Annotated in this window: 15 protein-coding genes; 7 read left to right on the top strand and 8 right to left on the bottom strand. The window is 71.2% G+C overall.

Annotated features, from left to right (window positions below; translation table 11 throughout):
- The first annotated feature begins 58 nt into the window (after positions 1–58).
- Positions 59–895, top strand: a complete 837-nt coding sequence (locus tag RWH45_RS09410) for an aldo/keto reductase (RefSeq protein WP_315994654.1) — start codon at positions 59–61, stop codon at positions 893–895.
- Between the two features lie 13 nt (positions 896–908).
- Positions 909–2,726, top strand: coding sequence for a thioredoxin domain-containing protein (locus RWH45_RS09405; protein ID WP_315994653.1), 1,818 nt, complete (start codon positions 909–911; stop codon positions 2,724–2,726).
- A gap of 36 nt (positions 2,727–2,762) precedes the next feature.
- On the opposite strand, the gene RWH45_RS09400 is transcribed toward RWH45_RS09405, so the two are convergent.
- Positions 2,763–3,524 carry an AAA family ATPase gene (locus RWH45_RS09400; protein ID WP_315994652.1) on the bottom strand — a complete coding sequence of 254 codons (762 nt, stop codon included), beginning with the start codon at positions 3,522–3,524 and terminating at the stop codon, positions 2,763–2,765.
- Positions 3,525–3,554: 30 nt separating this feature from the next.
- Positions 3,555–5,123: a dolichyl-phosphate-mannose--protein mannosyltransferase gene (locus RWH45_RS09395; RefSeq protein ID WP_315994651.1), complete on the bottom strand. Its 1,569-nt coding sequence runs from the start codon at positions 5,121–5,123 to the stop codon at positions 3,555–3,557.
- A 23-nt stretch (positions 5,124–5,146) separates the two neighbouring features.
- On the opposite strand from RWH45_RS09395, the gene rsmI reads away from it, so the two are divergent.
- Positions 5,147–5,962 (top strand): 16S rRNA (cytidine(1402)-2'-O)-methyltransferase, encoded by an 816-nt coding sequence (gene rsmI / locus RWH45_RS09390; protein ID WP_315994650.1) that lies wholly within the window; start codon positions 5,147–5,149, stop codon positions 5,960–5,962.
- 59 nt (positions 5,963–6,021) lie between these two features.
- Here the strand turns inward: rsmI and RWH45_RS09385 are convergent, their stop codons facing one another.
- From RWH45_RS09385 to RWH45_RS09365, 5 genes are all read right to left on the bottom strand, one after another.
- Positions 6,022–8,250, bottom strand: a complete 2,229-nt coding sequence (locus tag RWH45_RS09385; RefSeq protein ID WP_315994649.1) for a glycosyl hydrolase 53 family protein — start codon at positions 8,248–8,250, stop codon at positions 6,022–6,024.
- Between the two features lie 37 nt (positions 8,251–8,287).
- Entirely contained in the window at positions 8,288–9,187 is a 900-nt protein-coding gene (locus tag RWH45_RS09380) for a sugar ABC transporter permease (RefSeq protein ID WP_315994648.1), read from the bottom strand.
- Positions 9,184–10,812, bottom strand: coding sequence for an ABC transporter permease subunit (locus tag RWH45_RS09375; RefSeq protein WP_315994647.1), 1,629 nt, complete (start codon positions 10,810–10,812; stop codon positions 9,184–9,186). The genes RWH45_RS09380 and RWH45_RS09375 overlap by 4 nt, the downstream gene beginning before the upstream one ends.
- A 73-nt stretch (positions 10,813–10,885) precedes the next feature.
- A complete protein-coding gene (locus tag RWH45_RS09370; RefSeq protein WP_315994646.1) occupies positions 10,886–12,121 on the bottom strand; it encodes a sugar ABC transporter substrate-binding protein in 1,236 nt (411 codons plus the stop codon).
- A 153-nt stretch (positions 12,122–12,274) separates the two neighbouring features.
- Entirely contained in the window at positions 12,275–14,299 is a 2,025-nt protein-coding gene (locus tag RWH45_RS09365; protein WP_315994645.1) for a beta-galactosidase, read from the bottom strand.
- A gap of 169 nt (positions 14,300–14,468) precedes the next feature.
- Here RWH45_RS09365 and RWH45_RS09360 point away from each other — a divergent pair, with 169 nt between their 5' ends.
- From RWH45_RS09360 to RWH45_RS09350, 3 genes are read left to right on the top strand one after another with little or no spacing between them, the layout of a single operon-like run.
- Positions 14,469–15,485, top strand: coding sequence for a LacI family DNA-binding transcriptional regulator (locus RWH45_RS09360; protein ID WP_315994644.1), 1,017 nt, complete (start codon positions 14,469–14,471; stop codon positions 15,483–15,485).
- A 50-nt stretch (positions 15,486–15,535) separates the two neighbouring features.
- A complete protein-coding gene (metG, locus tag RWH45_RS09355; RefSeq protein WP_315994643.1) occupies positions 15,536–17,110 on the top strand; it encodes a methionine--tRNA ligase in 1,575 nt (524 codons plus the stop codon).
- Between the two features lie 5 nt (positions 17,111–17,115).
- The gene (locus RWH45_RS09350) at positions 17,116–18,153 is read left to right on the top strand and encodes a TatD family hydrolase (RefSeq protein ID WP_315994642.1); all 1,038 of its coding nucleotides are present in this window, start codon (positions 17,116–17,118) and stop codon (positions 18,151–18,153) included.
- Positions 18,154–18,307: 154 nt separating this feature from the next.
- Here RWH45_RS09350 and RWH45_RS09345 read toward each other — a convergent pair whose 3' ends face one another.
- On the bottom strand, positions 18,308–19,768 hold the full coding sequence (locus tag RWH45_RS09345) for a sugar porter family MFS transporter (RefSeq protein ID WP_315994641.1): 1,461 nt from the start codon (positions 19,766–19,768) through the stop codon (positions 18,308–18,310).
- Positions 19,769–19,834: 66 nt separating this feature from the next.
- Here RWH45_RS09345 and rsmA point away from each other — a divergent pair, with 66 nt between their 5' ends.
- The gene (gene rsmA, locus RWH45_RS09340) at positions 19,835–20,677 is read left to right on the top strand and encodes a 16S rRNA (adenine(1518)-N(6)/adenine(1519)-N(6))-dimethyltransferase RsmA (RefSeq protein WP_315994640.1); all 843 of its coding nucleotides are present in this window, start codon (positions 19,835–19,837) and stop codon (positions 20,675–20,677) included.
- The last annotated feature ends 106 nt before the right edge of the window (positions 20,678–20,783 follow it).

The following is a 20,783-nucleotide window of genomic DNA, read 5'->3' as shown; positions in this document are numbered from 1 at the left end:
CCTCGCGGGGCGCGTCAACCCCGGCGCCCCATCCGTCCGCCTCTTCTAGGCTCGATCCATGACCGTTCCTTCTGTTCAGCTCAACGACGGAAACTCCATCCCCCAGCTCGGCTACGGCGTGTTCCTCGTGCCCGCCGACGACGCCGAGCGCGCCGTGTCCGAGGCCCTTGAGGTCGGCTACCGCCACATCGACACCGCCGCCATCTACAAGAACGAAGAGGGTGTCGGCCGCGCCATCGCCGCCAGCGGCATCCCTCGTGACGAGCTCTTCGTCACCACCAAGCTCTGGAACGACCGCCACGACGGCGACGAGCCGCTCGCCGCGATCGACGAGAGCCTGCAGAAGCTGCAGCTCGACGCCGTCGACCTCTACCTCATCCACTGGCCGACGCCGAAGAACGACAACTACGTCCACGCGTGGCAGAAGATGATCGAGATTCGCGAGGCGGGCAAGACGCGCTCGATCGGCGTCTCGAACTTCCTCGTGCCGCACCTCGACCGCATCGTCGCCGAGACCGGTGTGACCCCCGTGGTCGACCAGATCGAGCTGCACCCCGCCCTCAGTCAGCGCGAGATCGCGGCCTGGGGCCAGGAGCACGACATGCACATCGAGTCGTGGGGCCCGCTCGGGCAGGGCAAGTACGACCTGTTCGAGATCCCCGCGGTGAAGGATGCCGCCGAAGCCCACGGCAAGAGCCCCGCTCAGGCCGTGCTGCGCTGGCACATCCAGCACGGGTTCATCGTGTTCCCCAAGTCGGTGCGCCGCGAGCGCCTCGAGGAGAACTTCGACCTGTTCGACTTCGAGCTCACCGCCGACGAGATGGCCGCGATCGACGCCGTCGACCCCGGCGACGGCTCCGGCCGCGTCGGCACGCACCCCGACGACCTCAACTGACGTCGGGCGCGATGTGAACCGCCTCGCGAACGCCTCGAGCCCCTACCTGCGGGCCCACGCCGACAACCCCGTCGCGTGGTTCCCGTGGGGGGCCGAGGCGTTCGCGCTCGCGGCCGAGAGAGACGTCCCCGTGATGATCTCGATCGGCTACAGCACCTGTCACTGGTGCCACGTGATGGCGCGGGAGTCGTTCCAGGATGCCGAGACCGCCGGCATCCTGAACGACGGCTTCGTGTCGATCAAGGTCGATCGTGAAGAGAACCCGGATGTCGACGCCGCTTATCTCGACGCCGCCTCCGCCTTCACCCCGCACCTGGGCTGGCCCCTCACCGTCTTCGCGTCCCCCGAGGGCCGCGTCTTCTATGCGGGCACCTACTTCCCGCCCGCGCCCCGCCCGCCGCAGCCCTCGTTCCGCCAGGTGCTCGCCGCGGTCCGCGAGGCGTGGACCGAGCGATGCGCCGAGGTGGATGCCACCGGCTCCTCGCTCCGCGACGCCCTCGCCGCCGCCGCGACAGCCCCCGTCGACGCGGCACCGACCCTCGACCAGCTCGCCGCCGCCGCGCGCACGGTCGCCGCGCGCGAGGACCGCGAATACGCCGGCTTCGCCGCCGGCCCCGCGTTCGAGACGCCGAAGTTCCCGAACACCCCTGTGCTGCGGTTCCTGCAGCACCCCGCTCTGGCGTCGGAGGCTCCGGATGCCGCGGCCGTGGCATCCCGCGCTCTCTCCGCCATGGTGGACTCCGACCTGCAGGACACCGTCGAGGGCGGTTTCTTCCGCTACGCCACGCGGCGCGATTGGAGCGTGCCGCACTACGAGCGCATGCTGACCGACAACGCCGGGCTCGTCGAGGTCGCGCTCGCCGCGGGGGATGAGGCTGCGGCCACGGATGCCGCGCGCTTCCTCGTTGACGTCCTTCAACTGCCGTCGGGCGGCATCGCCGCGGCGCAGGACTCCGAGTCGATCATCGACGGCGTCCGCAACGAGGGCGGGTACTACCGCGTCGCCGACCGCTCGGGGCTGCAGCCTCCGGCCCTCGACGCGAAGGTCGTCACCGGCTGGAACGGGCACGCGATCGCCGCGCTGGCCACCGCCGGCACCCGTACCGACCCGCGCTTGCTCGAAGCCGCTCGCTGGGCCGCCGACGCGGTCCTCGAGAGCAACGTCGCCGATGACGGCACGCTCCGCCGCGCCTCGCTCGACGAGGTGCGCTCCACGGCCCCCGCGACTCTCGAGGACTACGGGGGCCTCGCCCGCGGCCTCCTCGCCCTCGCCCGCGCGACCGGCGAGGTGGCCTACGCCGAGCGGGCACGGGCGCTGGTCGACCTGTGCCTGGGGGATGACGGCATCCATCCGCCCGGCGGCGGAGACGCGGTGCTCGTCGCGCAGGGCATGCAGCCCCACGGGGTTCCCACCGACGGTGCGTCGCCGTCGGGTCCGTCGGTGTTCGCGGCCGCGTCCCTGGACCTCTGGCGCCTCGGTGCGGGGGAGCGCTACCGCGCCGCCGCCGACGCCCTCGTGCGCGGCGCCGCCGACGTCGCCCTCGCCTCGCCGCTCGCGCACGGGGCGATCCTCGAGGTCGCGACGGGGCTCGCCACGGCACCGCGTCAGGTGGTCGTGGTGGGAGAGGCGGATGCCGAGATCGCCGATGCCGCGCGCCGGGTCGCCGCCGACGTCGTCGCGGTGGTCTCTCCCGCGCAGGCGCAGGCGTTCGCCGCGGCCGGGTTCGAGCTCTTCGCGAGCAAGGTCGCGCAGAACGGGGAGGCCACGGCCTACGACTGCCGGGCGTTCACCTGCGCGTTGCCGACGACGGACCCGGGCCGGCTGGTCTGAGGAGAGCGAGTCGAAGTGGTCGTTCCCGGCATCCGCTCACTCCAACAGGTGCCGTAAGAACCTCCCCGGCGCCTCCAGAAACCCTCGGTGCAACCGCACCAGCTCCAGGTCGTCCCAGGAGCTCTCGCGGATGCCCCACTCGCCCAGCTCGAGGATCGTCGCGCCCGGCAGCGCCGCCAGCACGGGGGAGTGCGTCGCGCAAATGACCTGGGTCCCGCGCGAACGCATGCGGTCGAGGGAGGCCAGCCAGCGCAGCGTGGAGGAGAACGACAGAGCCGCCTCGGGCTCATCCAGGCAGGCGAGGCCCGCGACGTAACGCTCGTGGTCGAGCACCTCGTCGAGGAGGCTGTTGAACGACTCGCCGTGGCTCATCTCGTGGAGGCTCGGCGCCGGGCCACCGAGATCGTCTCGCCACGAGTAGTAGCCGTGCATCGTCTCGGCCCGCAGGAAGAAGCCCCACCGCGGAGCACGTGGGCTCCGCTCGATCCGCAACCACTCGCCGAGCGGGCTCTCGGTTCGCCGTGTCTCGCCTCCGCCGTTGATCGACCCGCCCTCAGCGGGCAGACCCGCCGCCTCGGCGATGCCCTCGATGAGCGTCGACTTGCCCGACCCGTTCTCCCCGACGAGGAAGGTCACACCGGGGCCGAACTCCCACCCGTCCGCCCCGGCGACGTCGAGGAAGTGCGCCACCGCCGGCACGGTCGCCGGCCACGCCCCGCGGTCCACCGGCGCGTCCCGGAACAGCTTCACCCGCTGCACCGGCCGCGGGTCGTGCAGCCACTCGTCTCCTCGCGTCACGCCCGCCCCCTCGGCATTCGTCTGGACCCGTCAGATCCAGGTGGGCAGCCAGTTGTGCAGTCGCCAGAACTCGTAGGGCACGGGGAGCCCCGCCCACACCGGATACCAGAATGCCGAGACGACGACGCAGAGCCCCAGGAAGGCGAGCACGATGATCTGGCCGCTCAGACGGCTCGAGCCCCTCACCCCCCGCGCGATCTCGCGCAGCGTGAACGCGAGGGCCAGCACGAGGAAGGGCAGCATCGCGACCGTGTAGAACTGGAAGATCGTGCGCTCGGGATAGAGCAGCCACGGCACGTAGGTCGCCGCCAGCCCCGTCAGGATGAGGGCGTAGCGCCAGTCGCGAATCATGACGAACCGCACGAGCAGGAAGAGGGATGCCGCGACGCCCGCCCACCAGATGATCGGGTTCGCGATGCTCGAGATCGCCTCGGTGCAGCCCGAGGGCAGGGCGCAGCCGTTGACGCCCGCGTCATCCTGGTGCCAGTACATCGAGGTGGGACGGATCAGCAGCGGCCACTGCCACGCGGGGCTCGCGTAGCTGTGCGGGGTGACGAGGCCCACGTGGAAGGCGTACATCTCCTGGTGATACGCCCACAGGCGCTGGAGCGGCTCGGGGACCCACGCCCAGAAGCCGGTCGCATCCACCGGCGTCCCGCGCTTGTACCCGCCGGTGGTGAAGAGCCACCCCGACCAGCTGGCGACGTAGACGACGGCGGCCACCGGCACGAGCAGCACGAAGGATGCCAGGCCCTGGCGCACGGCATCCATCGGCCATTGCACGATCCCGGCGCGGCGGCGCGCGAGCGCGTCGGTGACGACGGCGTAGACGCCGACGGCGGCGATCACGTACAGGCCCGACCACTTCACGGCCGTGGCGGCCCCCGCGGCGACGCCGGCGGCGAGCAGCCACGGGCGATTCCACAGGATCGGCCCCCACATCGGGTGCTCGAGTCCGCGCGCCGCGACGAGGTCTGCCATCCGGTCGCCGGAGCGACGGTGGTCGAGGGCGACGAACCAGAACGTCAGCACGATGAAGAACGTCAGGAAGATGTCGAGCAGCGCGATGCGGCTGAGCACGATGCCGAGACCGTCGATGGCGAAGAGTCCGGATGCCACGGTGGCGAGGGGGATCGACCGGGTGAGCGTCCGCGCGAAGAGGTAGATGGCGAGCACCGTCACCGTGCCGATGACGGCGGCCGAGATGCGCCACCCGGTGGCCGAGTCCGGTCCGAGCAGGGCCATCCCCGCGCCGATGAGGATCCGGCCCAGCGGGGGGTGCACGACGTAGCTGCCGATCCCGGTGAACACGTCGGTGTCGCCGGCCGCGAAGCTCGCGTCGGCGTCGTCGGGCCACGTCGAGGGGAAGCCCAGCACCCACTGGCTCCAGGCGTCTTTGACGTAGTACGTCTCGTCGAACACCAATTGGTGCGGGTTGCCGATGTCGACGAGGCGCAGCACGGCGGCCACGAGGGTCACGAGGGTCGGCGCGAGCCATCGCCAGAGCCGCATCCCGCGGGGGGTGGAGAGCAGAGCGTCGCGCCAGCGATCGAGGCGCGTCTGCTCGTCGGGGAGCAGGGGGGAGACGGCTGTGCTCACGGCCCCCAGCCTAAGGTGGAACGGTGATCATCCTCGCGGCGACCCCCATCGGCAACCTGGGTGACGCCTCGCGGCGTCTCGTCGAAGCCCTCGAGAACGCCACGGTCGTCGCCGCCGAAGACACCCGCACGACGCAGCGCCTGCTCGCGGGCCTCGGCGTCGAGAACCGCCCGCGTCTGATCGCCCTGCACGACCACAACGAGAAGCAGCGCGCGGCGGAGCTCGTCGAGCTCGCCCGCGTCGACGATCTGCTGGTGCTGAGCGACGCCGGCATGCCGACGGTCAGCGATCCCGGGTTCGGCCTGGTGGCCGCCGCCGCGGCCGCGGGCGTCACCGTCACGGCCCTTCCCGGCCCCAGCGCGGTCGTCACCGCGCTCGCCGTGGCGGGCCTGCCGACCGACCGGTTCGCGTTCGAGGGCTTTCCGCGCCGCAAGCCCGGCGAACGTCGCCGGGCCTTCGCGCAGCTCGCGTCGGAGGAGCGGACCCTCGTCTTCTTCGAGTCGCCGTCGCGGTTGGCATCCACCCTCGACGACCTCGCCGCGGCGTTCGGCGCCGATCGCCCCGCCGCCGTCTGCCGCGAGCTGACGAAGCTCTACGAAGAGGTCAAGCGGGGCCCCCTCGGCGAACTCGCCGCGTGGGCGGCGGAGGGCGTGCGCGGTGAGATCGCGATCGTCGTGGGCGGCGCCTCGGCGCGCGAGGTGGCGTTCCCGGATGCCGTGGCCCAGACCCTCGAGCTCGTGCGCAGCGGCGCGCGGCTCAAGGAGGCCGCGGCCGAGGTGTCGTCGCAGACCGGTCACTCCTCGCGCGAGCTCTACCAGGCCGCTCTGGCCGCGCGCTAGCCGCGCGAGGCGTCAGAGAATGTCGCCTGGCGAGCTGCCAGGCGACATTTTCTGACCCCTTACGCGCGTGGAGAGCGCGAGCGGCGGCGGTGGGCGATCAGGACCGTTCCGGTCGCGAGGGCGAGGAGTCCGGCGGCGAGGATGCCGAGGGGAACGCTCGTGCCGGTCTCGGCCAGACCCGGCGCCGGTGCGGAGGGGGGCGCGGGCGTCGCCGGGGCGGGTGCGGGACTGCTGGGTACGGGCGCCGCGGGGGCCGGTACGGGCTCGGCCGGAGCGGGCTCCGTCGGCGCGGGTGACGGAGCGCCCGGCGTGGGCGTCGGGCCGGGCTCACCGGGCGTCGGTCCGCCGGGGGCGGGCGCGGCATCGCCGACGCGCTCGAGCCCGAGGTCGTCGATCGTCCCCCACGCGCCGGCGGGCAGCTCGGCGCTCACCCGTACGGTGAGGCTCTCGCCCTCGGCGATCTCGATCTCGTCGGTGCGCGGTTCCGACCACACCCGCCATCCGCCCGCCGTGAACGGAGCGGCCGAGGTGTCGGCATCCGAGGCCAGCTCGATGCTCGCCGTCCCGTCGCCGAACGCGCCGCCCTGCAGCGCTCCGGCGGCGACGTACCGACCGGCCGGGACGTCGTCGACGCGCTGCTCGAGGGTGAACGACATCGCCTCGGCGGCGAAGAAGTGGGCCGAGCGCTCGCCCGTGCGCGGATCGTCGGTCGCGCGCAGTGAGAGCGGACCGTCGACGATCCACATCGAGACGTCGGGATCCTCGAACCCGGGGTTGCGCAAGAGGTTCTCGGTCGAGACGGTGACGACCGCGAGAGCGGCGTGACCCTCGGCGGTCGCGCCGGCGATCTCGTAGACGCCGGGGCGCGACAGGTCGGGCGCGGCCTCCCAGGTCACCGGGCTCTCTTCGCTCGTGCCGTCGCTGTAGCGCACGGTCACCCGTCCGGGGAGCGCCGCCGCGTCGCCGACGGTCACGGAGAGCCGCACGGTGTCGACGCCCGTGACCTCCCGGGGTGCGACAGCGCCGGTGCGGACGTAGGCGAAGGTGCGCAGCGACTCGAGCGGGGTGCCGTCGACGTCGAAGAGCGACTGGTTGTCCCACGCCGATCCGCCGAAGTACTCACCGGCATCCTCCGGGTCGTACTCGCCCGCGAAGCTCGTCGCCCAGCCCGAGCCGTCGCGCTCCCAGAGCACGCGGTTCTGCGCCAGCTGGTCGGGCGAGCCGACGGGGAGCCACGCGGGCTCCCAGTAGTACGCGCCGATGCCGGCGTCGCCGACGTCGGCGACGGCCTGGACGACGTCGCTCAGCGCGGTCGCCTGACCCTGGACGCTGATGGGATAGGCCTCGGCCTCGGAGGCCGCGTCGATCACGTCGGGGTGACCGTCGGCGTCGTCGAGCGTGCGCACCCACGACGTCTCGGCGACCATGACCTTCTTGTCGTAGGTGTCGGCGACCTGACGCAGCACCGCGGTGAGGTTCTCGGTCGTGCCGTGCCAGAACGGGTAGTACGACGAGGCGAACACGTCGTAGTCGACCTCGTTCGCCGCGAGCTGTGCGGCGTAGGCGGCGTAGTGGCCGGGACGCTCCGGGTTCGTGACGTGCACGGCCACGAGGGCGTCGGGCGTCACCGCGCGCACCGCGGCGGATCCGGCCGAGAACACGCGCGCCATGTCGGGCCAACCGGTCACCCCGGCGACGCCGCCGTTGGTCTCGTTGCCCACCTGCACGAGCTGCACGTCGACGCCGGCGGCGACGAACTCGGTGAGCGCCTCGCGGGTGAAGTCGCCGACCGCGTCGGCGGTCTCGGCGGTATCCATTCCCGCCCAGGCCTTCGGCGCTTTCTGCTTGGCGGGGTCGGCCCAGAAGTCGGAGTAGTGGAAGTCGACGGCGACGCCGAGACCCGCGGCGGTCGCGCGCGCGCCGATCTCGACGCCCCGCTCCACACCGACGTTGCCTCCGCCGTACCCGCGGCCCTCGGCGTCGAACGGGTCGTTCCACACGCGCAGGCGCACGTCGGTCACGCCGTGGTCGGCGAGCACCTCGAACAGGTCGGCGGGGGCGCCGTCGTCGTCGCGGAACACGACTCCCGACTCCTCGAGCGACAGCACCGACGACACGTCGACGCCGAGGGCGAAATCGGATGCCAGGCCCTCGACTCGCGGGACGGTGATCCCGGCTTCGACCGGCTCGGCGGCGGGCGCGGCCTGGGCCGCCGTGAGGGGCGCCACCGCGAGGGCGACGCCGAGGGTCAGGGCCGCGAGGGCCGTGGGACGGGGGTGATTCGGCATCCGGATCTCCATCGATCGAGGACGGGTCGGTCGGGGCTCAGCCCTTGACCGACCCCTGGGTGAGGCCGCCGACGATGTAGCGCTGCAGCGACAGGAACAGGGCGAGGACCGGGATCGACGCGAGCACCGATCCCGCGGCGAACAGGCCCCACCGGGAGGTGAGCTGATTCGAGACCCATTGGTACATGCCGACGGCGAGGGTCCAGTTGTCCTCGGATACGAGGATGATGCGCGCCAGGATGTAGTCGCCGAAGGCGGCGATGAAGGCGAGCAGCGCGACGACCGCGAGGATCGGCGTGACCAGCGGCATGATGAGCTTCCAGAAGATCTGCGCGTGGGTCGCGCCGTCGATCTTGGCCGATTCGTCGATCTCGATCGGGATCGTGTTGAAGAAGCCGTACATGAGGAACGTGTTCGCGCCGAGCGCGCCGCCGAGGTAGACGCAGATGAGGGCGAGCTTCGAGTTGATGCCGAGCGCGGGCACGACCTCGCCGATGGTCAGGAGCATGAGGAAGATCGCCACGAACGCGAGCGCCTGGGGGAACATCTGCACGATGAGCAGGCCGGTGAGGCTCGCCCGCCGCCCCGAGAAGCGGAAGCGCGAGAACGCGTAGGCGCCGGCGGCGCCCATCAGCACCGCGCCGACCGAGGCGACACCGCCCACGAGGAGGGTGTTACCGACCCAGGTCCAGTAACTCGTGCCCGACAGGGCGGCGTAGTTCGAGAAATCGACCGCCGAGAACAGCGCGTTCGACGAGGCGAGGCTCCCGCGCGGGTTGAGCGAAGCGGAGAGCGCGTAGACGAGGGGGAACAGCGCGTAGAAGGCGACGAGTGCGGCGACGGGGTACTTCCACCCGACCTCGGCGAGCCAGCGGCGCTTCTTCGCGGGGGTGCTGCGGGCGGCATCGTGTCCGGTGCCGCGTGCGGTGACGGTCATGCGAACTCCTCCAGCTTGCGGGTCTGACGGAAGGCCAGCGCCGAGATGGCGCCGACGACGACGAACACGACGATCGACAGAGCGCTGGCGAGGCCGTAATCCGCCGCTCCGCCCGAGACGCCGGAGATGTCGTAGATGGCGGAGATGAGGATGTCGGTCGAGCCCAGCGCGTAGGGCGCCCCGGGTATCGCGGGTCCGCCGTTGTTGAACATGTAGATGACGGTGAAGTTGTTGAAGCTGAACGCGAACGACGAGATCGCCAGTGGAGCGGTCGACACGAGCAGCAGCGGCAGCACGATCGAGCGGAACGAGCGCCAGCGGCCGGCGCCGTCGAGCTGCGCGGCCTCGAGGGTGTCGGACGGCAGCGCCTGCAGGGCGCCCGTGCAGACGAGGAACCAGTACGGGTAGCTCAGCCACACGTTCACCCACAGCACGGCGAGTTTCGCGAGCACCGGGTCGCCGAGCCAGTTGATGGGCAGGCCGAAGAAGAAGACGTCGTTGATGACACCGAACTCGGAGTTGAACATGCCGCGGAACAGCAGCGCCGACATGAACGCCGGGAACGCGTACGGGAGGATGAACAGGGTCCGCAGGAACTTCCGCGCCCGCACGCGCGGGTCGTTGAAGATCATCGCGAAGAGCAGCCCGAGGCCGAAGCTGATCACCACCGACAGGATCGCGAACGCGAACGTCCACCCGGTGACCGACAGCAGCGGCTGCAGCAGCGCGCCGTCGGTGAAGACGCGAAGGAAGTTCTCGAACCCCACGTTGACGTACCAGCCGGTGGGCAGGCTCTGCCCGTCGGCGGAGGTGAAGGTGCCGCGGTCGGTCACGGTGTAGACCGTGCCCGTCGTGGTGTCGGTGATGGTCTGCGCCTGCTCGTCCCACACGAGCGTCGAGGTGTAGACCGTCGCGGTCGAGCCGTCGCGTGTGCGCAGCGCACCGTCGTTGGGGTCGTCGGACAGGGGCACCCGGAGACTCGCGGCGGCCTGCTGCACCGCGGGGTCGGTGAGCACGTCGGCACGCGGCACCACGGTCCAGCCCGACACCTCGGTCGGAGCGCCGCTCGCCCCGATCTCGCCCTCGACCGTCGCCAGGGGTTCGTCGGGTGTCCCCACGCGCACGACGTCGTCGTCGGCGATCGCGAGGCCGTAGGTGCCGAGGCGTTCCACCACGGCCATGGGGTAGGTGGCGGAGTCGTCGACCCGGCGCTCGCCCTGGATCAGGGTGGCATCCACCGCCTGCGACTGGGAGCCCGCGTGACCGGTGCCGTAGTTCGTGAAGGCGATGTAGGCGGTGTAGCCGAAGATGAAGACCTGGAACGCGAAGAGGAAGATCAGCCCCGGCAGCAGGTACTTCAGCGGCAGTGCGCGCCGGGTGAAGTAGACGATGTCGGCGATGATCAGCAGCACGGCGGTGATCGAGGCCAGCAGCCAGGACTCGGCGCCGACGGCGGTGAGGATCGTCAGGATGCCGAAGGCGTTGACGACCGCCATGATCATGAGCTTGAGGAGGAAGCCGACGCCGATGCCGCGGAAGCTGCGGGCGTGCGATTCGCGTGCCGGGAGGGGCGCGGGGGCGGTGGGGGCCGCGCCCGGGGGCGCGACGGGAGGGGTGACCGACATGGGTGCTCCGGATTCGTCGGGGTGGTACCGCGGGCGGGCGCGGGGGAACCGCGCCCGCCCACGGAGCGTGTCGTCAGCCGGCCAGCGTGCTCTGAAGGTCGGTGATCATCTGGTTCCACGTCGAGACGGGCTCGGCGCCGGAGATGATCTGCGCCTCGGCGGCGTTCCAGAGGTCCCACACCGACCCCATCTCGGGGATCGAGGGCATCGGCACGCCGTTCTGGGCCGAGGCGAGGAAGCCGGCGATGATCGGGTCGGAGGCGACCTCCTGGCCGAGCGAGGTGTAGGCGGGGATGCGCGGGTCGGCCTCATACAGGGCGCGCTGGGCGTCCTCGGTGCCGAGGTAGTTCACGAGGAACTCCGTCGCGAGCAGCGCGTTCTTGCTCTGCGCGCTGAGGTAGAAGCCCTGCACGCCCACGAACGGCGCGGCCGTCTCGCCGCCCGCGCTGGGCAGGGGGTTCACGGCGACGTCGATGCCCTCGAACGAGCTGATCGCCCACGGGCCCTGCACCGTGTAGGGCGCCTTGCCGCTCGCGAAGAGCTCGTTGTTGATGTCGTAGTCGATCGTGGTCGAGAGGTACCCCGCCTGGCCGTTGGTCGACAGCCACTGCGCGAAGCTCTCGCCCGGGGCCCCGCCCATGCCCACCTCGGACGTGTACGAGCCGCTGGCGTCCTGCACGAACACGGGGGCGCCGAAGGAGGTCTGCAGTCCGTACATCGTGTACCCGTCGCCGGTCTCACCAGCGGTGTTGATGACGAACGGGCGCTCGGCCCCGGATGCCAGACCCCGCTGGATCATGTCGTCCCACGTGGCCGGCGCGTCGGTGCCGACGAGGGCGGTGTTCTGGACCAGGGCGACGGTCTCGAGGGAGTACGGCAGGGCGTAGAGCTGCCCGTCGTAGGTCATGGCCTCCAGCGCGACGGGCTCGAAGTTCGAGGCGGTGTCGCCGAGGTCGATCGTGTCGACGACGCCGGCCGCGACGAGGGCGCCGAGCCAGTCGTGCGCGCCGACGGTGATGTCGGGCCCTTCGCCGGTGGGGACCTGGGCGATGAAGTCGTTGCGGAGGTCCTCGAAGTTCTTCTGCACGAGCCGCACGGTCGCGCCCGTCTCCTCCTCGAACGCCTTCGCGGCATCGCCGATGGCCTGCTCGCGCTCGGCGTCGGTCCACACGACGATCTCGGGGCCGTCACCGCCCTGGGCGGAGTCGTCGCCGGATCCGCCGCCGGAGCAACCGGTGAGGGCGAGGGCCGAGACGGCGAGGATCGCCGCCGAGCCGAGGAGCGTGCGCCGGGGTGCTGTCATGCGCATGAGAGGTCCCTTTCTGTGCGACCGCAGCCATTGCGGTCGGTTCGGGTGACCGCGGTGGTCGCGGTCGGGTCGTGCGGGGTCGCGGTCCTCGCGGCCCGCTCACCCGGCCGCGTCGGTGCGGCCGGGTGTCGTTCGGAGTGGGATGCCGGCCCGTCAGGCCCGGCCGGCCTCCTCACGTGCGGTGCGGACGACGGCGATGCCGCCCGCGGGTACCGTCAGCGCGCCGTCCGTCGGTGCGCCGGTGAGCAGCTCGGTGCCGTCGAGGGCGAGGTCGACGGCGTCGTCGCGGTGGTTGACGACGAACGTGAAGTCGTGCTCGTCGGAGCTCCGCACGACCACCTCGCACCCGGCCGGGACGACGGATGCCGAGACCCCGGCGTCGGCGTAGGCGGCGGCCATCACGTGCGCGAGGCTGTCGGCATCCAGGCTCGTCGACACGTACCACCCGGTCCCGGCGCCGTACGCGTGCCGGGTGAGGGCTGCGCGCCCGGCGGCCGGACCGTCGACGTAGCGGGCCACGACGTCGGCCCCGTCGACGATGAGGTCCTCCGCCCAGGCGCGAGCGGTGAGGGCCGCGCCGTCGGCCCGCTCGAGGGTGATCGTCTCGCCCTCGCGGAGCGGGAGGAACTCCTCCAGGCGCAGGCCGAGCACGTCGGCCAGAGGGGCGAGGTAGCCGCCCGGGTGGACGGCATCGTTCTCGTCGACGATGCCCGAGAAGAACGACACGACCAGCGTGCCGCCGCCGCGGACGTAGGCGGCGAGGTTGTCGGCATCCGCTTTCGACAGCAGGTACTGGGCCGGGACGACGACCAGGCGGTAGCCCGAGAGGTCGTGACCGGGCAGAGCGAAGTCGGCGGTGATGCCGTCGCGCCACAGCTGCTCGTAGTACGCGCGCACCTGCGCCTGGTGGGTGACGTCGACCGAGGGACGCCACTCGAGGTCCTGCGCCCAGAACGACTCGAAGTCCCACAGCACCGCGGCCTCGGCCTGCACGCGTGCTCCGCGCACCTCGCCCAGGCGCCCGAGGGCCGTGCCGAGATCGACGACCTCACGCCACACCCGGGAGTCGGTGCCGGCGTGGGGGAGCATCGCCGAGTGGAACTTCTCCGCCCCGGAGCGGGAGGCGCGCCACTGGAAGAAGAGGATCGCGTCGGCGCCGCGGGCGAGGTGAGTCAGCGAGTTGCGGGCCATCTCGCCCGGGCGCTTGGCGACGTTGCGCGGCTGCCAGTTCACGGCCGAGGTGGAGTGCTCCATGAGGATCCACGGCGCACCCCCGCCGACGGACCGTGACAGGTCGGCGGCGATCGCGAGGCCCACGTGTCCATCGGGGTCGGCGGCCCAGAGGTAGTGGTCGTCCGAGACGATGTCGACCTCGCGGCCCCAGGCCCACAGGTCGGTGGTCCAGCTCTGGTTCGCCATGAAGTTCGTGGTGACCGGCTGCGTGGCGTGGGCGCGGATGGCATCCCGTTCGAGGCGGAAGCACGCGCGCAGCTGGTGGTCGGTGAAGCGCGCGAAGTCGAGGCGCTGCGCGGGGTTGACGACGCTCGGGGCGTCGGCGGGGGCGCCCACGTGCTCCCAGTCGCCGTAGTGCTGACCCCAGAAGGCGGTGCCCCAGGCCGCGTTGAGACCGTCGAGCGAGCCGTACCGCTCGCGCAGCCAGTCGCGGAAGGCGGCGACCGAGGCGGGGGAGTAGTCCTCGCCGACGGGCACGCCGTACTCGTTGTGCACGTGCCACATCACGACCGCGGGGTGCGCGGCGTAGCGGGCGGCGAGCGCGTCGGCGATGCGCGCGACGGCGGTGCGGTAGGCGGGCGAGGAGGGGGATGCCATGCCCCGCGAGCCGAAGCCCATCGTGCGGCCGTCGCGGGTCACGACCCGCGCCTCGGGGTGGGCGTGGAAGAACCACGCGGGCGGGGAGGCGGTGGGGGTGCCGAGGTCGACGTGGATGCCGTTGGCGTGCAGCAGATCGAGGAGCTCGTCGAGCCAGGCGAAGTCGAAGACGCCCTCGCTGCGCTCGAGGAGGGCCCACGAGAAGATGCCGACGCTCACGAGGTTGACGCCCGCCTCGCGCATGAGGCGGACGTCCTCGTCCCAGACCTCGCGAGGCCACTGCTCGGGGTTGTAGTCACCGCCGTATGCGATGCCGTCGAGAGCGGGCCAGGGGGTAGCGCGGGTCATGACACTCCATCGGATCTTCGTGCGTCCCGGACTGGGACCGGTCACAGCCTCCGGCGGTCCGGCCGCATCGCGCAACAACGGGTCGATGTTCGTTACCGAACTGTGACCGGTCCCAGTCTCGGCTCGGTGTCGGCATCCCGGACCGTCTCCCGGCCGATAGCATTCCCGCATGGAGCAGACCCCGACCGTTCGGCGCAAGCCGACGATCCGCGACGTCGCGGCAGCCGCGGGCGTGTCACGCGGCACCGTCTCGCGCGTCATCAACGGCGGCCACTGGGTGTCTCCCGATGCGCGCGCGGCGGTCGAGGATGCCATCGAGCGCACCGGCTACACCGCCAACCACGCCGCGCGAAGTCTCGCCACCGGACGCGCGGGGTCCCTCGCCTTCCTCATGACCGAGCCGCAGCACCTGCTCTTCGACGACCCGACCTTCGCCCTGCTGCTGCGCGGTGCCGCCGAGGCCCTCTCCAAGCGTCAGATGACGCTCGTCCTCCTCATCGCCGGCACCCCGGCCGAGCGCGCGAACGTCGCGCACTACGTCAGTGCCGGGCACGTGGACGGCGTTCTGCTCATCTCTTCGCACGAGGCCGATCCCCTGCTGGAATCCCTGATGGATGCCGGGATCCCCACCGTGGCGTGCGGGGTGCCCCTGGGGCATCGCAGCGAGGTGCTGAGCGTCTCCGTCGACGAAGCCGGGTCGGCGCGCACGATGACGGCGCACCTGCGGGCGCACGGGCATCGGCGGATCGCCATGATCGCCGGGCCCGACGACACGCCGGGCGGACGCTTCCGCCTCGTGGGGTTCCGTGACGAGATGGGCGACGACTTCGACCCGGAGCTGGTCGAGGTGGGGGACTACTCGCAGGACTCCGGTGCCGCGGCCATGGAGCGGCTGCTGGAGCGCGCTCCCGACATCGACGCCGTGTTCGCGGCATCCGACCTCATGGCGGCGGGCGCCGTGCAGACGCTGCGCCGCGCGGGACGACGGGTGCCCGACGACATCGCCGTCGCCGGCTTCGACGACTCGGGACTCGCCGCGACGCACGAGCCGCCCCTGACGACCATGCGCCAGCCGTGGGAGCAGCTGAGCGAGCGCATGGTCACCCTTCTGCTCGACGCGATCGACGGTCGCGCGGTCGAGCCGGTGGTGCTGCCGACGACGTTGGTCGTGCGCGCCTCGGCCTGACCGCCCGTCACACGCGCGGCCGTGTCGGAGCCTCCCCGTAGAATCTCCGAGTGACTTCCGGCCGATCCTTCTACATCACGACGCCGATCTACTACCCCAGCGACCTGCCCCACATCGGGCACGGGTACACGACGGTGGCCGTCGACACGCTCGCGCGCTGGCACCGCCAGGCGGGCGATGACACCTGGATGCTGACCGGCACCGACGAGCACGGGCAGAAGATGCTGCGCGCGGCCGCCGCCAACGGCGTCACCCCGCAGGAGTGGGTCGACAAGCTCGTGTCCGAGTCGTGGTTCCCGCTGCTCGAGACGCTCGACGTCGCCAATGACGACTTCATCCGCACGACGCAGCCGCGCCACGAAGAGCGCGTGCAGCAGTTCGTGAAGGCGCTCTTCGACCGCGGCTACATCTACGCCGGCGAGTACGAGGCGCTGTACTGCGTGGGCTGCGAGGAGTTCAAGCCCGAGGCCGAGATCGTCGACGGCACCGGGCCCTTCGAGGGCCTCAAGGTGTGCGCCATCCACTCGAAGCCCCTCGAGCTGCTGCAGGAGAAGAACTACTTCTTCAAGCTCAGCGAGTTCCAGGACCGCCTGCTCGAGCTCTACAAGACCGAGCCCGACTTCGTGCGGCCCGAATCGGCCCGCAACGAGGTCGTCTCGTTCGTGCGCAGCGGTCTGAAAGACCTCTCGATCTCGCGCTCGGCGTTCGACTGGGGCATCACCGTCCCCTGGGACCCGTCGCACGTGATCTACGTGTGGGTCGACGCGCTGCTGAACTACGCCACCGCCGTCGGCTACGGCACCGATCCCGAGCAGTTCGCGCGTCGCTGGCCGGCGTTCCACGTGGTCGGGAAAGACATCCTCCGCTTCCACGCGGTCATCTGGCCGGCCATGCTGATGGCCGCCGGTCTCGACGTGCCTCGCGGGGTCTTCGCGCACGGCTGGCTGCTCGTGGGCGGCGAGAAGATGTCGAAGTCGAAGCTCACCGGCATCGCGCCGACCGAGATCACCGACGTCTTCGGTTCCGACGCGTACCGCTTCTACTTCCTCTCGGCCATCGCGTTCGGCCAGGACGGCTCGTTCTCGTGGGAAGACCTGTCGGCCCGCTACCAGGCGGAGCTCGCCAACGGTTTCGGCAACCTCGCGTCGCGCACGGTCGCGATGATCTCGAAGTACTTCGACGGTGTCGTCCCGCAGGCCGGGCCCTCGACCGCGCTCGACCTCGCGATCCAGAAGGTGGTGGCGGATGCCGCGACCGCCGCCGACGCCGCCATCGAACGCTTCCGCATCGACGAGGCGATCTCGGCGATCTGGACCATCGTCGACGCGCTCAACGGCTACATCACCGAGAACGAGCCGTGGGCGCTCGCGAAGGACGAGGCTCAGCGCGAGCGTCTCGGAACGGTCCTCTACACCGCGGCCGAGGGACTGCGCTCCCTGGCCGTGCTGCTGTCGCCCGTCATGCCCGCCGCGACCGCGAAGCTGTGGGTCGCCCTCGGTGCCGAGCAGGGCCTCGGCGCACTCGTCGACCAGCCGATCCGCGAGGCGGGCGCGTGGGGCCTGCTGCCGGCGGGGGCCACGGTGACCCCGCTCACGCCGCTCTTCCCGCGCGTCGAGCAGGCGTGACGGCGATGCCTTCCGAGTCGGCGGCGGCCCCGGGGGCGTCGGCCGCGGAGTCGGCGGCGGCCCGGGGTGCAGCGGCGGCTCCTGAGCCCGTCGACGCCTCCGCCCCCCGGCCCGCCGCCGGTTCCGCCCCGGTCGAGCGCCCGCGCGGAACGATCGACGGCACCGACCCCAGTCAGTACGTCCGCGAGCGCTCCACCGACGGTCGGCGCGACGTCAGCTATCCGCCGGTGCCCGAGCCCCTCGGCATCCCGGTCTACGACAACCACACGCACCTCGAGATCGAGGATGGCGAGACCGGCATGTCGCTCGACGAGCAGCTCGAACGCGCGCTCGCGGTCGGCGTGCACGGGGTCGTGCAGGCGGGCGGCGACGTCGACTCCTCGCGCTGGTCGGCGTGGGCGGCGCGGTCCCACCCGCGCGTTCTCGCGGCGGTCGCGATCCACCCCAACGAGGCCCCCGTCTACGAGCAGGCGGGGGAGCTGGATGCCGCGATCGCCGTCATCGACGAGCTCGCCGGCGAACCGCGGGTGCGCGCGATCGGCGAGACGGGACTCGACTTCTTCCGCACCGAGGCCGACGGCATCCCCGCCCAGATCCGCTCCTTCGAGGCGCACATCGCCTTGGCGAAGAAGCACGGCATCGCGATGCAGATCCATGACCGCGACGCCCACGAGGCCGTGCTCGAGACGCTCGAGCGCGTCGGCGCTCCCGAGAAGACGGTGTTCCACTGCTTCTCCGGCGACGCCGACATGGCCCGGATCGCCGCCGACCGCGGCTACTACCTCTCGTTCGCGGGCAACGTCACCTTCAAGAACGCGCAGAACCTGCGCGACGCCCTCGCGGTCACCCCGGTGGATCGCATCCTCGTCGAGACCGACGCCCCGTTCCTCACGCCGGCTCCGTATCGCGGCCGCCCCAACGCGCCGTACCTGATCCCCGTGACGCTGCGCTTCCTCGCCGCAGAACTGTCGATGGATGCCGACGAGCTCGCCGCCCGGGTCGCCGCGAACACCCTCGAGGTCTACGGCGCGTTCGAAGACTGACGCGAGCGCGGATCTCGGCGATTCGCGCATCCTCAGCCCGAGAGTCGCGGATGCCGTTGAGCTTGTGCAGATCGCAGAGATCACGCGGGCGCACACGACGCCCGAACGACGGAGGCCGGCACCCCGCAGGGCGCCGGCCTCTCGGCATCCGGGCTCAGGCCTTGGCGGCGTCCTTCGGCTTGCGGACGAACAGCGTCTCGGTCTGCTCGAGCTCCATGCCCTTCGTCTCCGGGATGCGCAGCAGCACGTAGACGAAGGAGAGGGCCGCGAACAGGGCGTACATGCCGTAGGTGAGCGGCAGCGACCAGCTCGACATGGCCGGGAACGACACCGTGATGGCGAAGTTGGCGATCCACTGGGCGCCGGCAGCGACGCCGAGCGCCTTGCCGCGGATGCGGCTCGGGAAGATCTCGCCGAGCAGCACCCACACCAGCGGTCCCCACGAGGCGCCGAATCCGACGACGAAGACGTTCGCGGCGACGAGCGCGACGCTGCCCCAGGGGGCGGGGAGCGACACGTCCTGGCCCGAGCCGGTGGCGAACGCGAACGCGAGGGCCATCGCGCCCAGCGACAGCGTCATCAGCAGCGAGCCGGTGATGAGGATCGGCTTTCGGCCCACCCGGTCGACCAGGAAGATCGCGACGAAGGTCACGACCACGTTCGTGACCGAGGTGATGACGGAGATCAACAGCGAGTTGCTCTCGTCGAAGCCGACAGCCTTCCAGAGGGTCGTGGAGTAGTAGAAGATCACGTTGATGCCCACGAACTGCTGGAACACCGACAGCAGGATGCCGGTCCAGACGATGCCCTGCAGGCCCAGCACGGGACCTCGCAGCGAGACGTTCTTGTTCTTGCGGTCGGCCTCGATCGTGTTCGACAGCTCGTTCATCGTCTTGTCGAGATCGGCGGGCGGCACGAGGCGGGCGAAGATCGCCTTCGCTTCGTCGCGCTTGCCCTTCGCGAGCAGGTAGCGCGGGGATTCGGGAACGGTGAACGACAGGATGCCGTACACCGCGGCAGGGATGACGCCGACGAGGAACATCCAGCGCCACGCCTCCAGACCCAGCCACAGCTGGTTGGCCGCGCCGCCGGCGGAGTTCGCCAGGAGCGCGTCGGAGAGCAGGGCACCGAAGATGCCGAGCGTGATCGCGAGCTGCTGCAGTGACGCCAGCGAGCCGCGGATCTGACGCGGAGCCACCTCGGCGATGTAGGCCGGGGCCACCACCGACGCGATGCCGATGCCGAGGCCGCTCATGACACGCCAGAGGATCAGGTCGGGGACGCTGAAGGTGAGGGCGGCACCGATCGACGAGACGAAGAACAGCACGGCGCCGAGGAGCATGACCTTCAGTCGGCCCCAGCGGTCCGACAGGGCTCCGGCGACCACCGCGCCGACCGCGCAGCCCAGCAGCGCGACCGCGACGACGAATCCGGTCAGCACCTGGGTCAGTTCGAAGTTGCCCTCGACCGCGTCGACGGCACCGTTGATGACGGAGGAGTCGAATCCGAAGAGGAAGCCGCCGACCGCCGCCGCGACCGACAGGCCGATGGCTCGTCGCCCGTAGGGGCTTCGCAGGGTGAAGGCGTTTGCGGGGATCGACTGCGTTTGACTCACCTGACCACGCTACTCCCGGCTCGCGCTCAGCAAGGGTTCTGGCGGAGCCCTGACTACAGTGGAACAATGCCTGTTTCGCTGCTCGGTGCCGCCGAGATCCGTCGGCTCGCCGCCGACCTCGACGTGACCCCCACCAAGAAGCTCGGGCAGAACTTCGTCGTCGACGCCAACACGGTGCGCAAGATCGTGCAGGCGGCCCGGGTCACGGCATCCGACCGGGTCGTCGAGATCGGTCCGGGCCTCGGATCCCTGACGCTGGCGATCCTCGAGACCGGAGCCTCGGTCGTCGCCGTCGAGATCGATCACCGGCTCGCCGAGCGCCTCCCCGTGACCGCGGCGGCGCACGACGTGCCCGAGGGGCGCCTCCAGGTCATCGACGCCGACGCGCTGCGCGTCGAGGAGTTGCCTGGCGAGCCGAGCGTGCTCGTCGCGAACCTCCCGTACAACGTGTCGGTGCCGGTGCTGCTGCACTTCCTCGAGACCTTCCCCTACCTGCAGCGCGGCGTCGTCATGGTGCAGGCCGAGGTGGGCGAGCGTCTCGCCGCCCCTCCGGGGTCGAAGGTGTACGGCGCACCGAGCGTGAAGGCGGCCTGGTACGGTTCGTGGCGCCTGGCCGGAACCGTGTCGCGCCAGGTGTTCTGGCCCGTGCCGAACGTCGACAGCGTGCTGGTCGCCTTCGAGCGGGATGCCGAGCCCCGTGGCACCGAGGAGCACCGGCTGCGCACCTTCCGGATCGTGGACGCCGCTTTCCAGCAGCGTCGCAAGATGCTGCGTCAGGCGCTGGCCGGGGTGCTCGGTGGCACGGCGGCCGACGCGTCCGCGCGCCTCGAGGCGGCGGGGGTCGACCCGACCCTGCGCGGCGAGCAGCTCACGATCGACGACTACGCCCGCATCGCCGCCTCGTCCTGACGCCCCGGCAGCCCGCGCCCCTCGCACGACTCGCCGAGAATCGTCGCTTCGGGCTGCGCTCCCGCGACGATTCTCGGCGACGCGCGCGGCTCGCCGGGAGGGGAGA

This window comes from Microbacterium galbum (assembly GCF_032464915.1).
Classification (GTDB): Bacteria; Actinomycetota; Actinomycetes; order Actinomycetales; family Microbacteriaceae; genus Microbacterium; species Microbacterium galbum.
Note: the sequence above shows the minus strand (reverse complement) of the source record. Positions and strands in the feature narration are given on the sequence as shown.

Coding starts and splice junctions, on each gene's coding strand:
- RWH45_RS09410 (WP_315994654.1), top strand. CDS start 59: ATGACCGTTCCTTCTGTTCAGCTCAACGACGGAAACTCCATCCCCCAG.
- RWH45_RS09385 (WP_315994649.1), bottom strand. CDS start 8,250: ATGCCGAATCACCCCCGTCCCACGGCCCTCGCGGCCCTGACCCTCGGC.
- RWH45_RS09380 (WP_315994648.1), bottom strand. CDS start 9,187: ATGACCGTCACCGCACGCGGCACCGGACACGATGCCGCCCGCAGCACC.
- RWH45_RS09375 (WP_315994647.1), bottom strand. CDS start 10,812: ATGTCGGTCACCCCTCCCGTCGCGCCCCCGGGCGCGGCCCCCACCGCC.
- RWH45_RS09370 (WP_315994646.1), bottom strand. CDS start 12,121: ATGCGCATGACAGCACCCCGGCGCACGCTCCTCGGCTCGGCGGCGATC.
- RWH45_RS09365 (WP_315994645.1), bottom strand. CDS start 14,299: ATGACCCGCGCTACCCCCTGGCCCGCTCTCGACGGCATCGCATACGGC.
- RWH45_RS09360 (WP_315994644.1), top strand. CDS start 14,469: ATGGAGCAGACCCCGACCGTTCGGCGCAAGCCGACGATCCGCGACGTC.
- RWH45_RS09350 (WP_315994642.1), top strand. CDS start 17,116: ATGCCTTCCGAGTCGGCGGCGGCCCCGGGGGCGTCGGCCGCGGAGTCG.
- rsmA (WP_315994640.1), top strand. CDS start 19,835: ATGCCTGTTTCGCTGCTCGGTGCCGCCGAGATCCGTCGGCTCGCCGCC.